The following is a 25293-nucleotide window of genomic DNA, read 5'->3' on the forward strand; positions in this document are numbered from 1 at the left end:
TATTTCTGTCAAGACTAATGTCCAAATTCGAATGCTTTTTGACGTCGCTGCGCAGACTGCGAACAAGGGTAAAAGCCCGCAGCCGTGACGGCGGCACAGGACTTGTCCACCGGCCATGGCGACTGTGTCGTCAGGACCGCTATCCAGGGATGGACGGCCTTACAGAGCCCGGTCAGCAGCGCCGACGGGAAAATCGTGAAAATGCACGATCGCCCCCTCCGCATCGATCAAGATCACGGCATAGGCGGGCGGCTCGTGCCCCAGGCTCCAGCTCTGCGAAAAATCGAGCGCGGTCTGGTGGTTGGTGCTGCGCAGCGTGCTGACCGGTATTCCTCGCCAGCTGCCGGCGATCTGCCGGTGGACATGGCCGGCGAAGATATGGCGGACATTGCCGTGGCGCGACAGCACGTCATGGAAGGCATCGGCGTCCGCAAGCCTGACCTCATCGAGCACCGGCATGTGTATCCGGAACGGCGGGTGATGCATGAACAGGAAGACCGGCCGGTTGCCCGCCTCTTGCAGCCGTTCGTCGAGCCAGTCGAGGCGCGCCGGGCAGAGCCTGCCCTCGATATGGCCGCTGTCCAGCGTGTCGAGCAGGATCAGCCGGCCCTCTGTGCCATCGAACACGCTCTGCACAAACCCCTGCTCGGCGGCGGCATCGGGGAACATTTCGAGGAAGAGCGTCCGGTCGTCATGGTTGCCGAGCATCAGCCGGCAGGGCGGCGAAAATTGCGCCAGCCCGTCCCGCAACGCCGCATAGGCCGCACGCTCGCCGTCATTGGTCAGGTCGCCCGAGATCACCACCAGTTCGGCATCGCCATGGTTCTTGCCGATGTCGGCCAGGCAGGCCTCCAGCCTTGCGAGCGGATCGGAACCGTAGAGCAGCCCACCCGGCGTCATCAGATGCGGGTCGGAGAGCTGGATGATTTTCATGGAACTGTCCGTACCCTTCCCGCCGGTGCCGCGTGGCGCCGGCCAGAACACGCAACGCTCGATTGCCCCTCTACTGTGCCGTCCAGCCGCCGTCCATTGGCAAGGTCGTGCCGGTGATCTGCCTGGCGGCATCCGAGCACAGGAACAGCGTCAGCGCGGCAAGTTCCTCGACGGTGACGAATTCTTTCGTCGGCTGTGCGGCGAGCAGCACGTCATGCTTGACCTGTTCCTCGGTCATGCCGCGCGCCTTCATCGTGTCGGGGATCTGCTTTTCGACCAGTGGCGTCCAGACATAGCCGGGCGCGATGGCGTTGACTGTGATGCCGTCCTGCGCGACTTCCAGCGCCACCGTCTTGGTCAGCCCTGCAATGCCATGCTTGGCCGACACATAGGCCGATTTGAACGGCGAGGCGACCAGCGCGTGCGCCGAAGCCGTGTTGATGATGCGGCCCCATTTGCGCGCCTTCATGCCCGGCACCGCAGCCTTGATGGCATAGAAGGCCGCCAGAAGATTGATGCGGATGATGGCTTCCCATTTGTCGTCGGGAAACTCCTCGATCGGCGCGACATGCTGGATGCCGGCATTGTTGACTAGGATGTCGAGACTGCCGAACGCCGCCTCGGCATCATGCACCATGGCGCTTACCGCCCCCCCATCCATCATGTTGGCGTCGGAGTAGCGGCACTTGACGCCGAAATCCCTCTCGATGCCCGAGCGCTCCTGCTCGATGGCCGCGGGGTCGCCAAGACCATTGATTGTGACGTTGGCGCCCTCGGCGGCGAAGGCGCGGGCAATGGCCAGGCCGATACCGCTGGTCGAGCCGGTGACGAGGGCATTCTTCGAAGACAGGGAACCCATGGTGATCTCGCGAGAGGTGGGAGGGGAATGACAGCATATAATTGTGCGTCGCAACATGACAATGACAGAGCCATGTGTCGGTGCGATTACAGCCAGACGACAGCACCGGCATGGCCTCGCCCCGCCGCGAAACCACGGTCGTTTGGCTGACACGGCACTGTCATGGTGCCGTGCAACATAATCGGTTGCGCATTCGCGCGGTCATTCCTGAACGAAATTCATCCGACAGAACCTTGGGGTGCAGCTTGGAAATCGCCGATGTCGTGAAGCGCGGCTATGCGATGCCGCTGACCAACCCGTCCTTCCCGCCAGGTCCCTACCGGTTCTTCGACCGCGAATACATCATCATCACCTATCGCACGACACGCGAGGCGCTGGAGGCCGTCGTGCCGGCGCCCCTGGAGATCGACGAACCGCTGGTCAAGTATGAATTCATCCGCATGCCCGACTCCACCGGCTTCGGCGACTATACCGAGACCGGCCAGGTCATTCCGGTGAAGTACAAGGGCCAGCATGGCGGCTACGTCCACTCGATGTATCTCGACGACGACGCGCCGATCGCCGGCGGCCGCGAGCTGTGGGGCTTTCCGAAGAAACTGGCCAATCCCAAGATCATCCATGAAGGCGAGGTGATCGTCGGCACGCTGCATTATGGCAGCGTTCTGTGCGCCACCGGCACGATGGGCTACAAACACCGGGAAGCCGACCATGATTCCGTGCTCGCCGCGCTCGCCGCGCCCAATTTCCTGATCAAGATCATCCCGCATGTCGACGGCGGCCCGCGTATCTGCGAGCTGGTGCGCTATTACCTCACCGACATCACGCTGAAGGAAGCCTGGACGGCGCCGGCGGCGCTTGATCTCAGGCCCCACGTCATGGCCGACGTGGCGAAGCTGCCGGTGCTCGACATCGTCTCCGCCGTCCACTTCAAGGCCGATTTGACGCTTGGGTTGGGCGAGGTCGTCCACGACTATCTTGCCGATCACAGCCGGCTCGCAACCAGCACAACCCAGCCGGAGAAAATTCGTGCTTGAACGCCACCGAAACAAGGAAGCCGCCGCCACGATCGCGGAGATCTCGGCGCAATATGACCGCATCGCTTTGGTGTTCCAGGGCGGCGGCGCGCTCGGCGCCTACCAGGCCGGCGTCTATCAGGCGCTGGCCGATGCCGGCTGCGAGCCGAGCTGGCTGTCGGGCGTGTCGATCGGCGCCATCAACGCCTCGATCATCGCCGGCAACGAGTCCAGCCGCCGCCTGCAGCGGCTCGAACAGTTCTGGCAGACCATCTCGGGCCGCAAGATCTGGGCCTATACGCCGGAAGGCGACATCTACCGCGACATCCGCAACCGTACCTCGTCGGGATGACCATGACCATGGGCCAGCCCGGCTTCTTCAAGCCGCGCAATCCCAACCCCTGGTTCGAGCATCCCGGCGCCGAGGGCGCCACCAGCTTCTACGACACCGCCGAGCTGAAGGACACGCTGGAGAGCCTGATCGATTTCGACATCCTCAACGACGGCAAGAAACGGCTGAGCGTCGGCGCGGTCAATGTGCGGACCGGCAACTTCGTCTATTTCGATACCGACAAGGTCCGCATCGGGCCCGAGCACATCATGGCCAGCGGCGCGCTGCCGCCGGCCTTTCCGTCGGTCCGCATCGAAGGCGAGTACTATTGGGACGGCGGCATCGTCTCCAACACGCCGCTGCAATATCTGCTCGACCAGGAAGAGGACCGTTCGTCGCTGGTGTTCCAGGTCGACCTGTTCAGCGCGCGCGGCGTGCTGCCGCGCAGCATGCCGGACGTGCTGTCGCGCCACAAGGACATCATGTATTCCAGCCGCACGCGCCAGAACACCGACAATTTCAAGCGCATCCATGGCCTGAAGATGCGCCTGCTCGAGGCGCTGAAGCGCGTGCCCAAGGAGCAGCTGACGCCGGCGGAAGAAGCGCTGATCGCGGACTATTCGGATGCCGGCCTGGTCAACATCGTGCACCTGATCTACCAGCACAAGGGCTATGAAGGTCACGCTAAGGACTACGAGTTCTCCGGCACCTCGATGCGCGAGCATTGGGACACGGGCCTGGAAGACACGCAACGCACCTTGCGCCATCGCAAATGGCTGACACTGCCGACCAATGCCGACGGCGTCACCATCCACGATCTGCACCGCGAAGACCCGACCTGACATTTGCGTCCAGGACAAGCGGAGCAATCTTACGGAATCCTTCGCCGGTTGATCAACCGGCGCGGCGTATCGTGCCTATCAGGAGCGCTGCCAGGCATGCGGGACAAGGATGCGATCCGCCTGGCCGTCACCATGAGTTCCGCGGCAGGTCGGCGAAACTACGGTGCGACCGCGTAGGCACGCCTTCGAGCAAGCCCAGCCAGACTGTGAAGTTCTTCTTCACAGCCTATCAAGATTGTCGCGGATATTGGCTCGCTGAAAGCGGGCGTACATTTGAGCAGGCAAATGCGCTAGCGCGTTTCACCGTTTCATGGAAACGGCGAACCGCTCTAACTCTTTGTTTTGACGCAATTCCAGACGGAAAACCGCTCACACTTTTCCTGGAATTGCCCTGGGCTTAATGGAGTGCCGCCGATGACCGTCGAAGCTGTTTCCCCCGCTATCGTTTCATCACGTGACGCCTGGCGCGGCCTGCTCTGGTTTGCGCCGCTCACTTTGCTTTGGCTCCTGGTGATCTACAGATGGCCGGCGATCCCGGCCACCGGCATTCCGACCACGGCCCACCAGCTCGCGGCCCACGGGCTCATCGCGCTGGGATTGTGGCTCGGCCTCGAACACACGAGCCTGACGCCAGCTCAACGCCGCACGACCTGGCTGGCGATCATGATCCCGGACACGCTGTGGCTCGCCTTCGCCTGGAGCGCCGCGATCAACGGCTTCTTCCACGCGGACACCGCGTCTTTTCCGGTATTGCCATCGGCGATCTTCCTGCCGGTGATCATCGGGGCGCCGCTCCTGCTGCTCTCGAAGCGGATCGGGCTGGTGCTCGATGCGATGCCAGCGCGCTGGCTCGTGATGCTTCAGCTCTACCGCGTGTTCGGCACCTGGGCTATCGCGGCCTGGCTGCGTGGCACGCTGCCTGGCGTTTTCGCAGCGCCGGCAGGCATCGGCGACATGCTGACCGGATTGTTCGCGTTGCCGGCTGCGATCGCAGTGGCGACCGGCACAGACAAAGGCCGGAGGGCGGCAACTCTCTGGAACATCCTCGGGCTTGCCGACTTCGCTGTCGCGATCACCATGGGCATGATCACCTCGCCCGGCCCATGGCAGTTGATTGTCCCTGATGTGCAGAGCATCGGCGCAGGCGATTATCCGGGTGTGCTGACCCCTGCATTCGTGGTGCCAAGCTCGATCCTGCTGCACATGTTGTCGCTACGCCAGCTGCGCCGCCGTAACAGGGCGGACGTTGTGCGGCGGTGAGCCTCGGCTGGAGCCGGCCAACCATTCCATCGAAAGCTGAACCGTTCGAAGCGGCGCGCCCGCTTGGGAAGACGCACGCTCTGACTCTTCATTGGTCTTCGCAGGATAGGCCGAGAAAGAGAACGGCGCCGCAGGTGGCGCCGTTCTCTTGAGGGTCTGACGCTCAGAACACCTGGCGGAAGACGATGAACAGCACGAAGGCAAGCGCGATCGAGCACGGCAGGGTCAACACCCAGGCCAGCAGCAGGTTGCGCACCGTCGACCATTGCAGGCCTGAGCCATTGGCGGCCATCGTTCCGGCGACGCCCGACGACAGCACATGGGTGGTCGAAACCGGCAGGCCGAGCCGGTCGGCCATGCCGATGGTCACCATGGCGATGAGTTCGGCCGCCGCGCCCTGGCCATAGGTCAGGTGGCTCTTGCCGATCTTCTCGCCGACCGTGACGACGATGCGTTTCCAGCCGACCATGGTGCCGAGACCCAGCGCCAGCGCCACCGCGATCTTCACCCAGAGAGGGATGAACTTCGTCGCATTGTCGACGGCCTTGTGGTAGTCGGTCACCGCCTTGAGATCGGCGCCCTGCATCGGCAACAGCTGCTTCTTGTCGATCAGCTTGAGCGCCTCGCCGATCAGATAGATGTCGTTGCGGGCGTTGCTGACCAGATCGGTCGGCACGTTGTCGACCGACGCGTAGGGCTGCAGTCCCGCCGTCGTGTTGTGGATGTAGGTCTGCAGCGCGACCGTTGTCTTGTCGCTCCAGCTGCGGGTGCGCACGGCATCCTGAACGGCTGCCTTGGCATCCTTGGCATCCGTGACGGTGACGCCGGGCTTCGCATATTTGCCCAGCGCCGTTTCGACATTGGCTGAAGCCGACTTGTAGGCTTCGAGATAGTTGATGTCGGGCGTGCGGTTCAGCGCATAGGCCGTCGGCACCACGCCGATCAGGATCAGCATGATCAGGCCCATGCCCTTCTGCCCGTCATTGGAGCCATGCGCGAAGCTGACGCCGGTGCAGGTGAAGATCAGCAGGCCGCGGATCCACCAAGGCGGCGGAGCATTGCCTTTCGGGGCTTCGTAGAGGGCCGGATTGCGAACCAGAAGCTTCATCGCATAGAGCAGGATCGCGGCGGCGAAGAAACCGATGATCGGCGACACCAGCAAGGTCACGCCGACATTGGTCGCCTGTGACCAGTCGACGCCGCTGGTGGCGCTGCCGGACGGCGCCATGAACTGGTTGGCGAGGCCTACGCCGATGATCGAGCCGACCATCGTGTGCGAGCTCGATGCCGGCAGGCCGAGGAACCAGGTGCCGAGGTTCCACAGGATCGCGGCGACGAGCAGCGCGAACACCATGGCAAAGCCGGAGGAGGAGCCGACCTGCAGGATCAGCTCGACCGGCAGCAGCGACAGGATGCCGAAGGCCACCGCGCCGCTGGAGGTGAGAACGCCGAGGAAGTTGAAGACGCCCGACCACATGACGGCGAATTCGGCCGGCAGGGAGCGCGTGTAGATGACGGTCGCCACCGCATTGGCGGTATCGTGGAAGCCGTTGACGAATTCGAAGCCGAGCGCGATCAGCAAGGCGATGCCGAGCAGGATCCACGGCACGGTCTTGGCCACCGCCAGGTCCTGGCTCAGCGCGTAGCCGACATAGACCACGCCGACCAGAACCAGCACGCCGAAGGCCGGCAGGAACCACTTCGCGCCGCCCGAACTGTCCAGCGGATGATCCGGTCTCGGAATGCCCGCCTCACTAGACACTATGTCCACCATGTCCCACTCCTATTGCATTGCAGCAAAGAACTGGGAAAGACGCTATGTCCGCACGATGAACCCTGTGTGACGCCGAAATAAGGGTTTCCGCCTTGGGAGCTCCTATGCCGGAGCGGAACGCGTCTTCAGGATCGCCGAGAACAGCGGATCGAAGGCGCGGCTGATCGGCGCCGCGGCCGCACCGAGCGCGATCGACCAGGGGTCGGTGGTGCCGAGTTGCAGGCGAGGCAACATTCTTGCGGGCCGGTCGGCGATCGACGGCAGCAGCGGGTGCATTGCCTCGACAAGCCGGCGCGCCAGCGCTTCCGGCGCGCCACTGGTCAGGATCACGGTCTGCGGATCGAAGATCGTCTCGATGAGATGCACGCTCCAGCGCAGATCATGCGCTGCCCCGTCGATCCAGGCCATCATCTTGGCATCCTCGGCCAGCACCAGGGCGTTCATCTGTTCGTAGATATCACTGTCCGCCGGATTGAGGCCTAGATGCTGGTAGAGCGAGGCCAGCGAGGCGCGGTGCTCGAGCGGCGTCGAGCCCGGTCCGGCGGGCGCCAGCAGCGCCATGCCGATTTCGCCGGCATTGCCATGGCCGCCGCTGTAGAGTTCGCCATTGAGGATCAGCCCGGCGCCGATGCCGTAGCCGACATAGAGACAGACCGCGTGGTCGACGCCATGTGCCGCGCCGACGATACGTTCGGCAGTGGCGCAGGCGGCGGCATCGTTCTGCAGGCCGACATTCAGCCCCGTGCCTTTGGCCAGCGCCTCCAGCAGCGGAAACTTCTGCCAGGCCGGCATCATCCATTTGTCGTCCGAATCCTTCAGTCCGAAAGGACCGGGCATGGCAACACCGAGACCGACCAGCCGTTTTTCCGACTGGACCGAAATGCTGGCCAGGTCACGGCGCACACCGACGATCAGCTTCAGGATGATCTCGACACCCTTCGACGGCTCATCGAAAGGCAGGTTCGCCTCGGCCCGCGCCAGCACGCTGCCCATCAGGTCGACGGCCACGGCGCGCGTCAGATGGCGGTCTATATGCAAGCCGATGGCGAAGGCGCCTTCAGGCACCAGCCTGTAGGGCGTCGACGGCTGCCCCCTGCCCTTGCGCACCGCGTCGAGCGCGACGACCAGGCCGTCGCTTTCGAGATCTTCGATGATGTTGGAGACCGCCTGCTTGGTGAGCTGCGTCGCCCGCGCCAGGTCGGCCCGCGACAGGGCGCCATTGAGACGCAGCGCCTCGATCATGACCCGGCGGTTGTGTGCGCTGGTGCCTTCCTGGTTGGTGCCGCTTTTGGCGCGGATCGCGCTGATGTCATCCACCGGCTTTTCCCCTCTTGACTCCATTAGAATATTGATCGACTAATTAAGTCAAGCGAGTTGACTTAATGCAAACTGAATGTCCCAGAACAAGATGGCCAAGGGCTTCCGCCTGTCGCCACCGGTCAGCCGGGTAAGCATCAGGTCACGCGACATGGATCCGGGAAGGCGAAGCGAAACGCCCGCATCGCCGGCCCGTCAACGCCGGAAATGGGAGAAGAAGATGCTTAAGACAATCACCAAGACACTGGTCGGCGCGGTCTTCGCCGGAGGACTGCTCGTCCCTCACGCTTTCGCCGATACGACGCTCAATGCGCTGTTCATGGCGCAGGCCGCCTACAGCGAGGCCGATGTGCGCGCCATGACGGACGCCTTCACCAAGGCCAATCCTGACGTCAAGGTCAATCTCGAATTCGTTCCCTACGAAGGCCTGCACGACAAGACCGTGCTGGCCCAGGGTTCGGGCGGCGGCTACGACGTCGTGCTGTTCGACGTCATCTGGCCGGCCGAATACGCCACCAACAAGGTGCTGGTCGACGTTTCGTCGAAGATCACCGACGACATGAAGAAGGGCGTGCTGCCCGGCGCCTGGACCACGGTCCAGTACGACGGCAAATACTATGGCATGCCGTGGATTCTCGACACCAAATACCTGTTCTACAACAAGGACATCCTGGAAAAGGCCGGCATCAAGACGCCGCCGAAGACCTGGGAAGAGCTTGGCGCGCAGGCCAAGATCATCCAGGACAAGGGCCTGCTGAAGACGCCGATCGCCTGGAGCTGGTCGCAGGCCGAGGCCGCGATCTGCGACTACACCACGCTGGTCAGCGCCTATGGCGGCGACTTCCTCAAGGACGGCAAGCCGGACTTCCAGAATGGCGGCGGCCTCTCGGCGCTGAAATACATGGTCGACAGCTACAAGTCCGGCCTCACCAACCCGAATTCCAAGGAATTCCTGGAAGAGGACGTGCGCAAGGTCTTCGAAAACGGCGACGCCGCCTTCGCGCTCAACTGGACCTACATGTACAACATGGCCAACGATCCGAAGGACTCGAAGGTCGCGGGCAAGGTCGGCGTGGTGCCGGCGCCGGGTGTCACCGGCATCAGCGAGGTGTCGGCCGTCAACGGGTCGATGGGCCTCGGCGTCACCGCGGTCTCGAAGCATCCGGACGAAGCCTGGAAATACATCGAATACATGACCTCGCAGGCGACGCAGAACCAGTACGCCAAGCTGTCGCTGCCGATCTGGGCCTCGTCCTATGACGACCCGGCCGTCACCAAGGGCCAGGAAGAGCTGATCGCCGCCGCCAAGCTCGGCCTCGCCGCCATGTATCCGCGTCCGACCACGCCGAAATACCAGGAACTGTCGACCGCGCTGCAGCAGGCCATCCAGGAATCGCTGCTTGGCCAATCGTCGCCGGAAGACGCCCTGAAGACCGCCGCGCAAAACAGTGGCCTCTGAGGCATTGTTCTCCAGTTGCGGGCGGCACTACAGGGCCGCCCGTCCCTTGGACGCGCAAAGGACGCTGTAGCGCTTCTGATCTTGCGCATGATCCTTTCCGGAAGTCGGTTCCGACTTCCGGGGTCATGCGCGAGTGCCGCCCGTGCTATGTCTGAAATCACCATGAATGAAGAGAGGCTGCTCTGATGTCGAGCACCTGGATGACGACCCGTGCCTGGTTGCTGATGCTGCCGCTGCTCGTGGTCATGGTCGCCGTCATCGGCTGGCCGCTGGTCGATACGGTCGGTCTTTCCTTCACCGACGCCAAGCTGGTCGGCACCGGCGGCAATTACGTCGGCTTCGACAATTACGCCAACATGCTGTCGAGCTCGAATTTCTCGCGCACGCTGGTCACCACGACGCTGTTCGCCGTCATTTCGGTGGCCGCCGAAATGGTGATCGGCGTTCTCGCCGCCTTGCTGCTCAATCAGCAGTTCCACGGCCGCGCCGTCCTGCGCGCCGTGATGATCCTGCCCTGGGCATTGCCGACCGTGGTCAACGCCACGCTGTGGCGGCTGATTTACAATCCCGAATATGGCGCGCTGAACGCCGCGCTGACGCAACTCAATCTCATCGACGCCTACCGCTCCTGGCTGGGTGAGCCGGGAACGGCGCTGACGGCGCTGATCGTCGCCGACTGCTGGAAGAACTTTCCGCTGGTGGCGCTGATCGCGCTCGCCGCTTTGCAGGCGGTGCCGCGCGACATCACCGCCGCCTCGCTTGTCGATGGCGCGGGACCGTTCAACCGCTTCCGCTTCGTCATCCTGCCCTATCTCGCCGGCCCGCTGATGGTGGCGCTGGTGCTGCGCACCATCGAGGCCTTCAAGGTCTTCGACATCATCTGGGTGATGACCCGCGGCGGCCCGGCAAACAGCACGCGCACGCTGTCGATCCTCGTTTACCAGGAAGCCTTCTCTTTCCAGCGCGCCGGCTCCGGCGCGTCGCTGGCGCTGATCGTCACCTTGCTCGTCACCGTGCTCGCCGTCGCCTATGCGGCATTGGTGAAGAAGACCGCCGGGAGTGCCGTCTGATGGAACGCAGAAGCCCCGCCTTCACCCTTTTCATCTATGCCTGCGCGCTGCTGCTCGCCGCCATCATCCTGGCGCCGATCGCCTGGCTGTTCATCATGAGCATTTCGCCGGCCGCCGATCTCGCCGCCAAGCCGCTGCGCTGGTGGCCGCAGGCTGCCGACTTCTCGCGCTACCAGACATTGCTGTCGACCGCCGAAAACAGCGCCGGCGCCGCCTTCACCTCGTCGCTGCGCAACAGCCTGGAGATCGCCGGCATGGCGACGCTGGCCGCGCTCGCCTTGGCCATCCCCGCCGGCTGGGCGGTCTCGCGCACGCCGGCGATCGGCTGGTCGCTGTCGATGGTCATCGCCACCTACATGCTGCCGCCGGTGGCGCTCGCCGTGCCGCTCTATATGGGCCTGTCGCATCTCGGCCTGCTCAACAATGTCTTCGGACTGGCGCTGGTCTATTTGACCATATTGGCGCCCTTCACCACCTGGCTGATGAAATCCGGCTTTGACTCCATCCCGCGCGAGATCGAGGCGGCGGCGATGATCGACGGCGCCGGCCTGTTCCAGACGCTACGCATCATCACGCTGCCGCTGGCGGCACCAGTGATGGCGACATCGGCGCTGTTTGCCGTGCTGCTCGCCTGGGACGAATTCTTCTATGCGCTGCTGTTCACCTCCGACCAGCGCGCCAAGACCTTGACTGTCGCCATCGCCGATTTGGCCGGCGGCCGTGTTTCCGACTACGGGCTGATTGCCACCGCCGGCGTGCTGGCCGCTTTGCCGCCGGTGCTGATCGGCCTCGTCATGCAGCGGGCGCTGATCTCGGGCCTGACCAGCGGCGGTGTGAAAGGATGACGATGACTGCAACAAGAATTCGACCGGCCGGACTGGTCGCCATCGACCGCGAAATGGCGCGCCAGCATGCGGATGCGCGTGCTTCGTTCGAGAACAACGCTGCGATGGCGGCTCAGGTCGCAGCCTCGATCGGGAAGACCGGCCGGCTGCTGCTGCTCGGCATGGGCGGCTCGCATGCCGTCGGGCGCGCCGTCGAACCGCTTTATCGCGCGCTCGGCATCGATGCGCTGGCACTGCCGCTCTCGGAACAGCTCGGCCAGCCGGTGCCGCTGGACGACAGGACGGTGCTCGTCACCTCGCAGTCCGGCGAGAGCGCGGAGGTCGTCAGGTGGTTTGCGGAAGCTGGAAGCACTGCTGATATTTTCGGTCTGACGCTCGAGGGCGGCTCCTTTCTCGCCCGCACCGCGCCTTGCCTGGTCGGCGCCGGCGGCACCGAACTGGCCTTCGCCGCCACCCGCAGCCTGACCGTGACCTTCGCCTTGCATCTGGCCATCCTGGCCGCGTTGGGTGAGGACCCAAGTGCCGCTCTTGGCGCACTGGATCAGAAGCAGGACAATGGCATCGCGCAAGCGCTCGCAGCGCTGGAGGAGGTGACGACCATCGTCACCTCCGGCCGCCGCCTGCAAGGCGTGGCCGAGGCGCTGGCGCTCGGCCTCACCGAACTGTCCCGGCTGCCCTGCTTCTCGCTCGAAGGCGGCCAGTTGCGGCACGGACCGATGGAGATGCTCGGCCAAAAAATCGGCGTCATCCTGTTTCGCGGCAACGATCCGACGGCGGAACTGGTGACGGCGATGGCCCTTTCCGTGGCCGACGCCGGCGCGCCGCTGATCATCTTCGACGCCTCCGGACAATCGCCGGTCGCGGGCGCTGTCACGCTCTCGTTCAAGCCGGCTTCGGGTCTCGCCGCGATCTTCGCCATGCTGCCGGTGGCACAGCGCCTGATGATCGCCTTCGCCGACAGCCGCGTCGACAATGCCGGCACGCCCGTGCGCTCGACCAAGATCACCAGGAGCGAGTGATGCGTCCGCTCGCGGTGATCGGCAATGTCAATGTCGACCTGATTGTCGGCCCGGTCGCGCCATGGCCGAAGGCAGGCACGGAAACCGTCGTCGATCACGACGATCTGCGCGTTGGTGGACAGGCCGGCAACACCGGGCTCGCCTGGCAGGCGCTGGGCATTGATTTCGAGATCGCCGCCAATGTCGGCGACGACCAGTTCGGCCGCTGGCTGCGTGAGGCGTTCGGCGCCCGCGCCGACAAATGGCCGGTGCGCCCGGAGAGCACGACGCTTTCGGTCGGCATGACCCATCCTGACGGCGAAAGGACGTTTTTCACCACGCGTGGCCACCTGCCTCGCTTCAGCCTTGCCGACGTATTTTCGGTGCTCGACGGCAAGCGCCTCACCGGCGGCTATGCGTTGCTGTGCGGCTCCTTCCTCACCGATGATCTGACCCGCGACTACGAAGCGTTCTTCGACTGGGCGAGCGGGCACGACATAGCTGTGGCGCTGGACACCGGCTGGCCGATTGAGGGCTGGACCCCGGCGAACTGCAAGGCGGCCCGCACCTGGCTCGCGCGTTGCGACCTTGCTTTGTTCAATGAGGTGGAGACCGTGACCCTGGCCGGCCTGCCCGATCCGGTCGAGGCCGCGCGGCAAATCCAGTCCAGCATGAAGAAGGGCGCGACCGCCGTCGCCAAGCGCGGCCCCGAAGGGGCGGTCGCCATCGGGCCCGGCGGAGCGCTGGTCACGGCGACCGCGCCGGACGTCAAGGTCATCGACACGATCGGCGCCGGCGATGTTTTCAATGCGGCCCTCCTGGCCGCACTGGCGCAGGACCAGACGCTGACCGCCTCGCTTGCAGCCGCGACGCAGGTGGCGTCGCGCGCCATATCAACCTTGCCCCGTAACTACGGCGAACCGGTGCATCCAAGGGAAGCCACGCATGAGCGCGCTTGAAATCCGCAACGTCCGCAAGAATTACGGCAGCGTCGAAACGCTCAAAGGCATCGACATCGCGCTGCAGAGCGGCGAATTCCTGGTGCTGCTCGGCTCGTCGGGTTGCGGAAAGTCAACGCTTCTCAACATCATCGCCGGCCTCGCCGAAGCGACGAGCGGCGACGTGCTGATCGGCGGCCGCTCGATCCTTGGCGTTCACCCCAAGAACCGCGACATCGCCATGGTCTTCCAGTCCTACGCGCTGTATCCGAACCTGACCGTGCGCCGTAATATCGGCTTTGGTCTGGAAATGCGCGGCGTCGCCGCCGATGAGCGCGAAAAGGCGGTGGCCGAGGCGGCAAGACTGCTGCAGATCGAAGCCCTGCTCGACCGCAAGCCGAGCCAGCTTTCCGGCGGCCAGCGCCAGCGCGTCGCCATCGGCAGGGCACTGGTGCGCAAGCCGCAGGTCTTCCTCTTCGACGAGCCTTTGTCCAATCTCGACGCCAAGCTGCGCCTGGAGATGCGCACCGAGCTGAAGCGCCTGCACCAGATGCTGCAGACAACCGTCGTCTACGTCACCCACGACCAGATCGAGGCAATGACGCTGGCGAGCCGCATCGCGGTGATGCGCGACGGCAGGATCGAGCAACTCGGCACGCCCGAGGAGATCTACAACGAGCCGGCAACGCTCTATGTCGCCGGCTTTGTCGGCGCGCCGTCGATGAACATGCTGCAGGCGACGGTTCAAGGGACCATGCTGGCCATCGATGGCGCCAAGGCGAGCCTGCCCTTGCCCGCCCATTTCCGCGACACGGTGTTGGACGGAGCGCGGGTTGTGGTCGGCATCAGGCCCGAAGCATTGCGGGTCGCCGCGGATGCGACCGCGCCGTCACTGCCGGTGGAAATAGAAGTCGTCGAGTTGACCGGTCCCGAACTGGTCACCACCGCACGGATCGGCACACAGCGGCTGACGGCCTGCCTGCCGCCGGCGTGCCGCGTCGCGAAAGGTCAGGCGGCAAGCTTCGCCTTCAGCGAGGACGCGCTGCGGCTCTTCGACCCTGACACCGGCAAGGCCTTTTGAGTCTGCCCCGGAAAACCCGGTGCCTGCCGGCGGAAAGCCGTCAAGATTGCGTCCCGGAAGCTTGGTGGGCATCTGGCGAACTGGCGATCTCCAGCAGCGACGCCACCAGCAGTTCCCGTTCGTCCTTCGACAGCACATCGGAATCGAAAAGGTTCATGCTGCGCAGCCCCTCGATGGCGAGGTAACAGACCAGCAGCGATTTGAGATCTGATGTTTCGCCCTTCAGCCGTTCGAAAAGCTGCCGCTTGAATGTCTTTATCGGCGTCATGAAATCGGGATCCTCGGCGATCGCCGAAAAGATCCATGAGGCCGAGGGTCGCTTTTCCTCGCAATCATCGGCCGACAGCCTGATGTAGACGGCGAGCGGATTTTTACCATCGTCGTTGCTGTTGGCGGTCTCCAGCGCCTGCTCGAAATCACGCAGATAGCCTTCGACCAGCCCCTGCATCAATTTGGCCTTGGTTGGGAAATTGTAGAGCAACCCACCCTTGGACACGCCGGCGCGGCTGGCGACGGCATCCAGCGACAGGCTGCCGGGCCCGGATTCCCGGGCAACATCAGCCGCCGCCGCGAGTATCTTCTCGCGCGAGTTCCGTCGTTGGGCTCTCATGGCGCCTCCCTTCGCAAGCTTAGGCCCAATTGACAAGACCGTCCAGACGGTACAGTAAAGCCGCCACCATTTGAAATCGGGACCCGCAGTCGATATGTGTCCCGGTGTCCGCGCTTCGCGCCGGATTTCGACTGAGGGGACTTCCTTGTTCAAGCGCATACTCCGTTTCTTCGTCATCATTCTCGTTCTGGCCGTTCTGGTCGTTGTGGTCGGCGGCATCGTCGGGTTCAACTTCCTGCGCGACAACGGCATCAAGCAGTTTTTCGCCACGATGAAGCCGCCGGCGGCGACCGTTTCAACGACCATCGCCAAGCCGTCGAGCTGGACGCCGGGCGTCGAGGCGATCGGTACGGTGCGAGCCGTGCGCGGCGTCGACCTGACGGTCGAGACCACCGGCATCGTCAAGGACATCCTTTTCCATGCCAACCAGAAAGTGGCGGCCAATGCGGTGCTGCTGCAGCTCGACGATGCCGTCGAGCGCGCCGATCTCGACGCACAGAAGGCGCAGGCCGCGCTCGATCAGACATCGCTGGCTCGCGCGATCGAACTGACCAGGCGTGGCGTCGGTTCCGACTCGACGCTGGACACGGCACGTGCGGCGGCCTCGGCTTCGGCGTCCCAGGTCACCAAGCTGCAGGCCGTGCTCGACCAGAAGCAGCTGACGGCGCCTTTCGGCGGCACGGTCGGCATTCCGAAGATCGATGTCGGGCAGTATATGGCGCCCGGCACCGCCGTGGTGACACTGCAGGATCTTGACACGATGCGGGTCGATTTCTCGATCCCCGAACAGCAGCTGCCGCTGCTCAAGATCGGCCAGACGGTTCGGCTGGGCTTGAGCGGCGCGGACATGCCGTTTGCCGGCGAGATCCGGGGCATCGACCCCAAGATCGACCCGTCCAGCCGGCTGGTGAACATCCGGGCGGAAGTCGCCAATCCCGACGGCAAGCTGACCCCTGGCCAGTTCGTCCAGGTGCGTGTCGAACTGCCCGAGGAGCAGAACGTGCTGACGCTGCCGCAGACGGCGCTGACCACCAGCCTTTATGGCGACTACATCTTCGTGGTGCAGCCGGCCAAGCCCGCCGGCACGGCCCCGGCGCAGCCCGCCAAGCCGGAAGAAAAGCCAGCCGCGGCGGCTACCGACAAGCCGGCGGATGCCAAGCCAGCCGATGCCATGAAGCCTGCCGCCGATGCCACAAAGCCGGCGGACAAGACCGCTTCCGATGCCACCAAACCGGCCACCGACCCGGCCAAGCCGGCGGCGGAGGGCGACAAGCCCGCGCTGGTGCTGTCGCAGGTCTTTGTCAAGCCCGGCCGCCGCAATCAGGGCATGGTCGAGATCGTCGAAGGGCTGAAGGCCGGCGACGAGGTCGTCACCGCAGGTCAGAACCGCCTCTTCAACGGCATGTCCGTCAATGTCGACAACACCATCGACCCGACCAAATCGGCGAACAAGCAGGCCGACCAGCAATGAGCTTTTCCGATCTCTTCATTCGCCGGCCCGTCCTGTCGACGGTCCTTGCCTGCATGATCCTGCTCCTGGGTTTCCAGGGCATCTTCAACCTGTCGATCCGCCAGTATCCGAAGGTTGACGAAACCGCGATCACGATCACGACGGCCTATCCGGGCGCCAGCGCCGACCTGATCCAGGGCTTCATTTCCGCCCCGATCGCGCGCGCCGTCGCCTCGACCGAGAACATCGACTACGTCACTTCGTCCAGCCGTCCGTCCTCCAGCACCGTGACGGTGCAGATGAAGCTCGGCTCCAACCCCGATGTGGCGCTGACCGAAGTGCTGTCCAAGGTCCAGGGCGTGCGCGGCACCTTGCCGGATGCATCCAAGGACCCTGTCATCGTCAAGGGCACCGGCCAGCAGTTCGCGATGATGTACATCTCGATGCAGAATCCGAACATGACGAAGGAGCAGCTGACGGAGTATATCGAGCGCGTCATCCGGCCCCGCATGTCGACGGTCGAAGGCGTCGCCGACGTCCAGATCTTCGGCGCCCAGCAATACTCGATGCGCGTCTGGATCGACCCCGTCCGGCTTGCCGCACGCGGTGTGACGGCGGCGGAAGTGCTGACGGCGATCAACAATTCCAACTTCCTGTCGGCGCCCGGCAACACCCAGAACGAATATGTCGTCTCGTCGATCACCGTGCGCTCGACGCTGCAGACGCCGGAAGCCTTCGCCGAACTGCCCTTGCGCTCGACCGACGGCAATGTGGTGCGGCTGCGCGACGTCGCCCGCGTCGAACTCGGCGCGGAAAATACCGACACCAGGGTCTCCTTCAACGGCAAGCCCGGCACCTTCCTCGCCATCTTCCCGACCCCCGCGGCCAACCCGCTGACCACCGCGGCAGCGCTCACCAAGCTCGTGCCGCAGATCCAGGAAACGCTGCCGAAAGGCATGACCATCGAGGTCGTCTACGACGCGACCGGGCAGATCAGCGCCTCGATCGAGGAGGTGTTCAAGACCATCGGCGAGGCTGTTGCCATCGTCGTCCTGGTCATCCTTCTGTTCCTCGGCTCATTCCGTTCGGTGATGATGCCGATCATCACCATTCCGTTGTCGCTGATCGGCGTCTGCTTCCTGTTGTTTGCGGTGGGCTATTCGATCAACCTTCTGTCGCTGCTGGCCATGGTGCTGGCGATCGGTCTTGTGGTCGATGACGCCATCGTGGTGGTGGAGAACATCCACCGCCACATGGAAGAGGACCACATGACGCCGATGCAGGCCGCGTTCAGCGGCATGCGCGAGATCGCCTCGGCCATCGTCGCCATGACCATGACGCTGGCCGCCGTGTTCGCGCCGCTGGCCTTCACCGGCGGCCTGACCGGCGCGCTGTTCCGCGAATTTGCGGTGACGCTCGCCGGCTCGGTGGTGCTGTCGGGCGTCATCGCCGTGACCATCACCCCGATGATGTCGGCGCGCCTCCTGAAGGCCGGCACACCAGGCCGTTTCCAGCGCATTGTCGACGGCATTTTCGCGCGGGTCGAGCACGTCTATGAGCGTGCCGTCACCGGTTCGCTGAACTATCGTCCTTTGACGCTGATCATCGTGCTCGCGCTCGTCGGCGTGACCGGCTTCATGTTCACCAAGACCTCGAGCGAGTTGGCGCCGGAAGAGGATCAGGGCTTCCTGCTCTCGCTCGTGACCGGACCGACCTATGCGACATCGGATTACACCGAAACCTATGTGAACCAGATGCTCGGCCTGGTGAGGGATATTCCGGAAACGCGGGCGCAGTTCTCGGCGGTCGCCTTCGGCGGCACGACAAACAGCGCCTTCGTCGGCTTTGCCTTCAAGGATTGGGCGGAGCGCAAGCGCAATTCGAAGGAACTGCAGGCCGACATCACGGCTCGTATCGCCAAGGTGGCGGGCGTGCAGGCCTTCGTCTTCGCCCCGCCGACGCTGCCGGGCTCCGGTGGCGGCCTGCCGATCGCCCTGGTCGTGCGCTCGACCGGCGATACCGCGGAAGTGTACAAGGCCGCCGAGCAGATCAAGAACAAGGCACAGGCCTCCGGCCGTTTCATCGTCGTGCAGAACTCGATGTCCTACGATTCGCCGCAGGTGACGGTCACCATCGACCGCGACCGAGCCGCCGCGCTGAACTTGCCGATCGCCGATATCGGCCGGACGTTGACGCTGCTGGTCGGCGGCGCCGAAGTGGCGCAGTTCGACCGCGACTCCAACAGCTATGACATCATCCCCCAGGTGCCGCAGCAATTCCGCGACAACCCCGAAAAGCTCGGCGAGTATTTCGTGCGCAGCGTGACGGGCGAGATGGTGCCGCTGTCGGCCGTGGTGAAGATTTCGAACAATGCCTCGCCGGCGGCGATCGAACAGTTCAACCAGCTGAATTCGTCGACCATCTCGGCACTGCCGCTGCCCGGCGTCACCACGGGCGACGGGTTGAAGGTCCTCGAGGATATTGCCAGGGAGAGCCTGCCCGACACCTTCTTCATCGACTATTCCGGCCAGTCCCGGCAGGAGAAGGAACAGGGCAACACCATCCTGATCGCTTTCGCAGCGGCTGTCATCGTCATCTATCTGGTGCTGGCGGCGCAGTTTGAAAGCTTCCGCGACCCGCTGATCATCATGATGGCGGTGCCGCTGTCGATCTTCGGCGCGATCGTGCCGCTCAATCTCGGCCTCGGCACGCTCAACATCTACACGCAGGTGGGTCTGATCACGCTGATCGGCCTGATCACCAAGCACGGCATCCTGCTGGTCGAATTCGCCAACCAGCAGCGCGAGGCGCATGGCCTGCGGCGGCGCGACGCCATCATCGCCTCGGCCAAGGTACGCCTGCGGCCGATCCTGATGACGACGGCGGCTATGGCGCTAGGCGTCGTACCGCTGATCACGTCGAGCGGCGCCGGTGCTGCTGCCCGCTATTCGATGGGCCTGGTCATCTTCACAGGCATCCTGGTCGGCACCATGTTCACGCTCTTCGTCGTGCCCATGTTCTACACCTTCATCGCCAGCAAGGACCTGCCGCATCTCGCGGAAAAGCCGGATCCGAGGCTGATGCCGGCATTGCCGGACTGATGGAAGCCGAAGAACAAAAAAGAGGCCGGAAAAATCCGGCCTCTTTTTTTGGCTGCGCTCGATACCGCCGGAATGTTCCGGCAGGAGTCCTGAACAGGCGCGGCGATCCGTCGGCCTGCTCACAGCCTGCTACTTGACGATGACGATGCTGGTGTTGGCCGGCCCAAAGGTCTCGACCAGCTGATAGAAATCGGCCGCATTGTCCGGATGCAGCCGCACGCAGCCATGCGAAGCCGGCTGGCCGAGGCGCTTGATGGCATAGGTGGCGTGCACCGCGAAACCGCCGCTGAAGAACACCGAGTGCGGCATCGGCGCATTGTCGTACTTTTTCGAGTACCACATCTCATGCATGCGCGTCGGCTTGAACGAACCGGTCGGCGTCACATGCGCTCTGTCACCGGTGGAAACCTTCCAGGCGAAGGTCGGCCGGCCATCGACCGAAACTTCCATGATCTGCTGCGAAAGCGAGACCCGCGCCACGATCTTGTTGGCGGCATGGGCTGCATTGGCGCCGAACAGAAGTGCTGCACCCGTGAGCGCGGCGGCGGTGATGTTGATGAGCTTGGCGGAAATGGTGGTGTGCATGATGTCCCCTCTCTCTGCCGGTCAGGCCGGCTCCAAATTCGATGAGCGGCTTATCGTTGCGGCATGTTTCGGGGCGATTTCGCGAAATCCTCGTTTGTGTTTCGAATCTGTTTCCTCTGGTTAACAGGCCAAGCGGCCACAGCGACGACGATCGCACCCCGACGATGGCGGCGATGTGCAGCACATAGGTATTCCTCGCAAAACGAAAGTTCGAATTGCCTCTATATGAAAGATCCATAGGCAAACTCGAAACCAACCTGCAACAAAGCGCGGCTTCGGGCGGCATGATCCGGATACGGGCCGAACGCAAGGTTGACGCAACGAAAGCAGACGGCAACGACCATGGGAACGAAAACGAACACGCGGTCCTGGCTCTTCAGGATCAGCATCGCGGCAGCAGTCATAGGCGGTGTCGGCACGGTTGCCGGCGGCCCCGTGGCAAGGCTGGCGGCGATGAGTTCGAGCGAGATCTCTACCCTGCACGTCGCCCTGTTTTCCGCCTCGGTCTGGATTGTTTCCAGCCTGCGCATCATCCGGCTCAAGGCCCTCTGGCGGGTTGGCCTTCGGTTGCTGGCATTGCGCGGCCCCTCCGGCAACTTGCTGCCGAGAGGACCGAAGGCCCGCGCCGCAGCGGGGGGCTCCGTGAGCGGCGCGGGCACTTCGGGAGTTTCCTGAAGCGACCCGCGACATACTCATTTTGAAGAATTGGCATTTCTGGGGAGTTGCAACGATGAAGACGAAATTCGCCGCCTCTGTGCTTTCCGCACTGCTCTATGCGCAGGGCCTGCTTGGCTTTGCCGCCCTGGCCACAGTGCTCCTCAAGGAGCGTGCCCACGCAAACGGACTCGTCGTGAGCAGCGACATGCCATCGGGTCCGTCGCTGCTGGTGGTGCGCTGAACCGCGGGAGCATCGGCAGGAGGAAAATCCGATGCTCAGCCAGCAAGATAGCCCGGATACGCCGCCGTCAGTCGGTGAATTGCTGCGGCGGATCGAACCGGTAGCCCGCGCCGCGTATGGTGGTGATGGTCTCTGTGTCGAGCTTGCGGCGCAGCCGCACGATGCGCGAATCGATCGAACGATCGAACGCGTCGGCGTTCTCGGCCGGTGCCGCGGCGATGATGTCGTCACGCGTCAGCACCTTGCGGGGGCTCGCCAGGAACAGCCTGAGCAGCGCCACCTGGCCGGGCGAAAGCTGTTCCTCCGTACCGGACCGGTGCATGACGATGGCGGATCTCAAATCGACGGTCGCGTTCTCCAGCACGATCAGTTCCTGCGTGCCCCTGCCACGACGCGACAGCAGGCCGCCGACCCTGGCGGCAAGCTCCCTGACATTGAGCGGGCTTTCGACGACGTCGGCCGCACCCAGTTCGAGCGCCAGCACCTTGTCGACGAGATCGGCCGGCCGGCAGATCAGGATGAAATCGGGCCCGTCCCGGCCGCCATCGCCTTGGCCGCCATGACGCCTGAGCAGATCCCGCCCTTCCGCCTGGCTGAGACTGTCACCGACGACAACGACATCGATGCCTCCGCCCGCCAGCAGCGATTCCGCCTCCCAGGGCTGTCGCGCCTGGCGCACATCATGGCCACGTCGCTCGAGATGGTCGGCAAGTTCGGTCGCGACCACGTCGGCGACGGAAACAAGCGCAATGACGGCTCGTGCAGCCATGTTTTCCAACCGTTCCCTTGCAACCGGATATGAGTGCTGGACATGATGTTTATACCCAATCTACTTTCCACTGAAAGTGGGAGCGAGAGCATCGTGCGGGCAAGAATAGTGATCGTCGAGGACGAGCCCGACCTGAGGGACGCGGTTGCCGAGTATCTCGGCGCCGCCGGCTATGATGTGGCGACCGCTGAAACCGCCGCCGCCGCGCGCAGCCTGATCGAGACCCAAGCCTTTCATCTGGCCATTCTCGACATCGCCATGCCCGGCGAGGACGGGCTGTCGTTGGGCCGCTGGCTGCGCTCGAGAATGCCGATCGGCATCATCTACGCGACCGCCGCCGGCACGGCGCTCGACCGCATCGTCGGGCTGGAGCTCGGCGCCGACGACTATATCGTCAAGCCATACGAACTGCGCGAAGTGCTGGCGAGGGTGCGCAGCGTGCTGCGCCGTGTTCCGCAGCCGACGGGGCTGCTCGACAGGAAGACCAGGACGGACCGCCGTTCCGTCGCCTTCGGCCCGTTCCAGGCCGATCTTGACGGCAGGCTGGTCACCGGCGCCAACGGTACCGTGATCGACATGGCCAAGAGCGAATTCGATGTGCTGGAGGTTTTCCTGACCCGCGCCAACCGGTTGCTGACCCGCGCCGCGATCTCGGAGGCGATCGGCTTCACCGAGGATCCGGAATCATCGCGCGCCGTCGACATCCGCATCATGCGCCTGCGCAAGAAGATCGAGGCGGATCCGGCCAACCCGAAATTCCTGCGCACGGTGCGCGGCGAAGGCTATATCTTCTCGCTGCCGACCGGCGACAGCAACTGAGCGCCAGGCCCACAGGGTCTCGGGTTCACAGCCGTTGCTCGCCGATCGAATGGCCGACCGGATTGGCATACTTTGGAATAACGGCTGAAAATGACGGGCGAAGCAACAAGCAGGGATATGCAGGGTTTCAGGCAAGGTGCTGCGATGGCGGCCGTGCGCGTCGTTCGCCGGCTGCGCGAGGCCGGCGACTGGCAGCGCGAGATGGACGGCATACTGGAAACCCTTTGCCGGGCCATCGAATGCCAGCGTGGCATCCTGTTCCGCTTGCGCGAACTGCCGGGCCAGGGTTTTGCCCAGTCGGTTGCCGCCTACTGGATCGACCCCGACTTTGGCGGCGAACTGGCCTCGCCGACCGTGATCATGCAGTCGATCGTCAATTCGGACCCTCTGCTGGAGCGCGTCGCCGAGGACGAACGGCAGGGCAAGATCTTTGCCGGGCACACGCGCAATCTCGAAGGATTCCTGAGAACCGATTTCGAAAAGCAGAACATCAAGTCGTTCCTGTCGGTGTCGGTCTTCGCCCATGGCCATCTGTGGGGCACGCTCGCCGTCAATGACTGCGTCGACGAGCGCGAGTGGACCGACGAGGAGGAGGCGACGCTGCACATCATCGCGCTCGCCATCGGCGACGCCATCGAGCACTCGCCCTCCGACGCCCATGCCAGCGAAGTGATCCGCCGCACCATGCTGCAGGCTTCGCTCGACGCCATCATCGTCATCGACGAGGCTGGATCGATCATCGAATTCAATCCTGCCGCCGAAAAGATGTTCGGCTTCCAGCGCAGCGACATCCTCGGCAAGGATCTGCTCGACACCGTCGTGCCGGAATACTACCGCAAGGGCTATTCCTCGGGCGCCGACTACATGTCGGGCCGCGGCGCGCCGATGGTCGGCCAGCGACTCGAGACCGTGACGCAGAATGCCGCCGGCGAGGTGTTTCCGATCGAGCTGACGGCGACCGAGATGCGGGTCGCCGACCGCCGCCTGATCTTCGGCTCGATCCGCGACCTGCGCGACAGGCTGCGTGCCGAGGAAGAGATCAACCGGCAGCGCGAGAAGCTGCACCAGAACGAGAAGATGGCGGCGATGGGCTCGCTGCTGGCCGGCGTTTCGCACGAGCTCAACAATCCGCTGGCGGTGGTGGTCGCGCAATCGACGCTGTTGCACGAATTCGCCTCCGACCCGCAGACCAAGGTCCGCGCCGAGAAGGTGCGCGCCGCGGCCGAGCGCTGCGGCCGCATCGTCAAGAGCTTCCTGTCGATGGTCCGGCTTCATCCCGCGGCCCAGGCCGAGACCGATCTCAACCAGGTGATCCGCGCTGCCCTCGAGGTGACCGCCTATGGCGCACGCTCGAGCGGCATCATCATCGACACCGATTTCGCGCCGGGTCCGCTGCTGGCCATGGCGGACGCCGACCACGTGACGCAGGTGGCGGCCAATTTCCTCATCAACAGCCAGCACGCCCTGGCCGGCATTGCCGGCGACCGGCTGATCAAGGTACGGACCTTCCGCGGCGATCGCGGCAATCCCGGCTTCTCGGTCGAGGACAACGGGCCCGGCATTCCCGAAGCGATCCGCAACCGCATCTTCGAATCCTACTTCACCACCAAGCCGGTCGGCGTGGGCACCGGCATCGGCCTGTCGATCTCGAAATCGATCATCGAGCGGCACAATGGCAATGTCTGGTTCGAGGAAGTGCAGCCCCGAGGCGCGCGTTTCGTTGTCCAGTTGCCAGCCATTTCGGCGGGCATCGCTGCTGCCGGCGAGAGCCAGCCACGCTCGAGCGGCCTGCGCCATGCCTTGATCATCGACGACGAGCCTGATGTCGCGGGCTCCTTGTCCGACATTCTCGAATTGATGGGCATCAAGTCGCGCATCGCGCCGGTCTGGGAATCGGGCACCGCCACCTTGAGCGGCCATATGCCGCCTGACATCGTCTTTTCGGACCTGCGCATGCCCGGCACATCGGGCATGGCCATCTACCGCGAGCTGCTTGCCGAGCGGCCCGAACTGGCACGGCGTTTCGTGCTGGTCACCGGCGATCTGATCGGCGCCAAGGCGGAAATAGAAGCCTTGCCGGCGCAGCAGCGGCCGCAGATCCTGGAAAAGCCGTTCAGCACGCTGGATGTGCGCAGCGTGCTTTCAACCATTGCCGAGCAGACCGTGTTGAAGGGCTAGAGCGGTTCACCGTTTCATGGAAATGGCGAACCGGCTCTAACCCTTTGTTCTGACGCAATTCCAAAGGGAAAGCGCTACGCGCTTTTCCCGGGAAAACCGCTCGCGCTCTTGCTGGAATTGCTAAAAAAGAAGCTCCCGGCCGACTGTGCGGCGGGAGCTGAAT

General features: G+C 64.0%; 21 protein-coding genes and 1 pseudogene. 14 read left to right on the plus strand and 8 right to left on the minus strand.

Features of this window, described 5'->3' with window-relative positions:
• Positions 1-159: 159 nt before the first annotated feature.
• Positions 160-933 (minus strand): phosphodiesterase, encoded by a 774-nt coding sequence (locus tag CK228_RS11570; RefSeq protein WP_095788046.1) that lies wholly within the window; start codon positions 931-933, stop codon positions 160-162.
• A gap of 70 nt (positions 934-1003) precedes the next feature.
• Complete coding sequence (locus CK228_RS11575; protein ID WP_095787941.1) at positions 1004-1792, minus strand: 3-hydroxybutyrate dehydrogenase; 789 nt, start codon at positions 1790-1792, stop codon at positions 1004-1006.
• A gap of 245 nt (positions 1793-2037) precedes the next feature.
• Between CK228_RS11575 and CK228_RS11580 the strand changes: the two genes are divergently transcribed.
• The 3 genes and pseudogenes from CK228_RS11580 to CK228_RS11590 all read left to right on the plus strand — a co-directional run bounded on the left by CK228_RS11580 (position 2038) and on the right by CK228_RS11590 (position 5238).
• Positions 2038-2826 (plus strand): acetoacetate decarboxylase, encoded by a 789-nt coding sequence (locus CK228_RS11580; RefSeq protein WP_095787942.1) that lies wholly within the window; start codon positions 2038-2040, stop codon positions 2824-2826.
• Positions 2819-3978, plus strand: a pseudogene (locus CK228_RS11585) (patatin-like phospholipase family protein). Before CK228_RS11580 ends, CK228_RS11585 begins: the two are co-directional and overlap by 8 nt.
• A gap of 414 nt (positions 3979-4392) precedes the next feature.
• Positions 4393-5238, plus strand: coding sequence for an MFS transporter (locus tag CK228_RS11590; RefSeq protein WP_095772193.1), 846 nt, complete (start codon positions 4393-4395; stop codon positions 5236-5238).
• Between the two features lie 163 nt (positions 5239-5401).
• Here CK228_RS11590 and CK228_RS11595 read toward each other — a convergent pair whose 3' ends face one another.
• A complete protein-coding gene (locus tag CK228_RS11595) occupies positions 5402-7012 on the minus strand; it encodes an inorganic phosphate transporter (RefSeq protein WP_095787943.1) in 1611 nt (536 codons plus the stop codon).
• 102 nt (positions 7013-7114) lie between these two features.
• Positions 7115-8329 carry an ROK family transcriptional regulator gene (locus tag CK228_RS11600; protein ID WP_095787944.1) on the minus strand — a complete coding sequence of 405 codons (1215 nt, stop codon included), beginning with the start codon at positions 8327-8329 and terminating at the stop codon, positions 7115-7117.
• A gap of 220 nt (positions 8330-8549) precedes the next feature.
• On the opposite strand from CK228_RS11600, the gene CK228_RS11605 reads away from it, so the two are divergent.
• From CK228_RS11605 to ugpC, 6 genes are all read left to right on the plus strand, one after another.
• A complete protein-coding gene (locus tag CK228_RS11605; protein WP_095788047.1) occupies positions 8550-9788 on the plus strand; it encodes an extracellular solute-binding protein in 1239 nt (412 codons plus the stop codon).
• A gap of 185 nt (positions 9789-9973) precedes the next feature.
• Positions 9974-10858: a sugar ABC transporter permease gene (locus CK228_RS11610; protein WP_095787945.1), complete on the plus strand. Its 885-nt coding sequence runs from the start codon at positions 9974-9976 to the stop codon at positions 10856-10858.
• Complete coding sequence (locus CK228_RS11615; RefSeq protein ID WP_095787946.1) at positions 10858-11703, plus strand: carbohydrate ABC transporter permease; 846 nt, start codon at positions 10858-10860, stop codon at positions 11701-11703. Before CK228_RS11610 ends, CK228_RS11615 begins: the two co-directional genes overlap by 1 nt.
• Positions 11700-12722: an SIS domain-containing protein gene (locus CK228_RS11620; protein WP_095787947.1), complete on the plus strand. Its 1023-nt coding sequence runs from the start codon at positions 11700-11702 to the stop codon at positions 12720-12722. The genes CK228_RS11615 and CK228_RS11620 overlap by 4 nt, the downstream gene beginning before the upstream one ends.
• Positions 12722-13660 (plus strand): PfkB family carbohydrate kinase, encoded by a 939-nt coding sequence (locus CK228_RS11625; RefSeq protein WP_095787948.1) that lies wholly within the window; start codon positions 12722-12724, stop codon positions 13658-13660. Before CK228_RS11620 ends, CK228_RS11625 begins: the two co-directional genes overlap by 1 nt.
• Complete coding sequence (gene ugpC, locus CK228_RS11630; protein ID WP_095787949.1) at positions 13647-14720, plus strand: sn-glycerol-3-phosphate ABC transporter ATP-binding protein UgpC; 1074 nt, start codon at positions 13647-13649, stop codon at positions 14718-14720. Before CK228_RS11625 ends, ugpC begins: the two co-directional genes overlap by 14 nt.
• Before the next feature lie 40 nt (positions 14721-14760).
• Here the strand turns inward: ugpC and CK228_RS11635 are convergent, their stop codons facing one another.
• A complete protein-coding gene (locus CK228_RS11635) occupies positions 14761-15330 on the minus strand; it encodes a TetR/AcrR family transcriptional regulator (RefSeq protein WP_095772185.1) in 570 nt (189 codons plus the stop codon).
• Between the two features lie 145 nt (positions 15331-15475).
• On the opposite strand from CK228_RS11635, the gene CK228_RS11640 reads away from it, so the two are divergent.
• On the plus strand, positions 15476-16801 hold the full coding sequence (locus CK228_RS11640; protein WP_095787950.1) for an efflux RND transporter periplasmic adaptor subunit: 1326 nt from the start codon (positions 15476-15478) through the stop codon (positions 16799-16801).
• Positions 16798-19881 carry an efflux RND transporter permease subunit gene (locus CK228_RS11645; RefSeq protein ID WP_095787951.1) on the plus strand — a complete coding sequence of 1028 codons (3084 nt, stop codon included), beginning with the start codon at positions 16798-16800 and terminating at the stop codon, positions 19879-19881. The genes CK228_RS11640 and CK228_RS11645 overlap by 4 nt, the downstream gene beginning before the upstream one ends.
• Positions 19882-20010: 129 nt before the next feature.
• On the opposite strand, the gene CK228_RS11650 is transcribed toward CK228_RS11645, so the two are convergent.
• Both CK228_RS11650 and CK228_RS35235 read right to left on the minus strand, forming a co-directional pair.
• Positions 20011-20466 carry a L,D-transpeptidase gene (locus CK228_RS11650; RefSeq protein ID WP_095787952.1) on the minus strand — a complete coding sequence of 152 codons (456 nt, stop codon included), beginning with the start codon at positions 20464-20466 and terminating at the stop codon, positions 20011-20013.
• 221 nt (positions 20467-20687) lie between these two features.
• A complete protein-coding gene (locus tag CK228_RS35235) occupies positions 20688-20996 on the minus strand; it encodes a hypothetical protein (protein ID WP_179295881.1) in 309 nt (102 codons plus the stop codon).
• A gap of 200 nt (positions 20997-21196) precedes the next feature.
• Here CK228_RS35235 and CK228_RS11660 point away from each other — a divergent pair, with 200 nt between their 5' ends.
• The gene (locus tag CK228_RS11660) at positions 21197-21364 is read left to right on the plus strand and encodes a hypothetical protein (RefSeq protein WP_019861555.1); all 168 of its coding nucleotides are present in this window, start codon (positions 21197-21199) and stop codon (positions 21362-21364) included.
• Positions 21365-21431: 67 nt separating this feature from the next.
• Here the strand turns inward: CK228_RS11660 and CK228_RS11665 are convergent, their stop codons facing one another.
• Positions 21432-22133, minus strand: coding sequence for a response regulator transcription factor (locus CK228_RS11665; RefSeq protein ID WP_095787954.1), 702 nt, complete (start codon positions 22131-22133; stop codon positions 21432-21434).
• A 45-nt stretch (positions 22134-22178) separates the two neighbouring features.
• On the opposite strand from CK228_RS11665, the gene CK228_RS11670 reads away from it, so the two are divergent.
• Positions 22179-22952, plus strand: coding sequence for a response regulator transcription factor (locus CK228_RS11670; protein WP_179295886.1), 774 nt, complete (start codon positions 22179-22181; stop codon positions 22950-22952).
• A 90-nt stretch (positions 22953-23042) separates the two neighbouring features.
• On the plus strand, positions 23043-25130 hold the full coding sequence (locus CK228_RS11675; RefSeq protein ID WP_179295882.1) for a PAS domain S-box protein: 2088 nt from the start codon (positions 23043-23045) through the stop codon (positions 25128-25130).
• The last annotated feature ends 163 nt before the right edge of the window (positions 25131-25293 follow it).

This window comes from Mesorhizobium sp. WSM4312, from assembly GCF_002294875.1.
Taxonomy (GTDB): domain Bacteria; phylum Pseudomonadota; class Alphaproteobacteria; order Rhizobiales; family Rhizobiaceae; genus Mesorhizobium.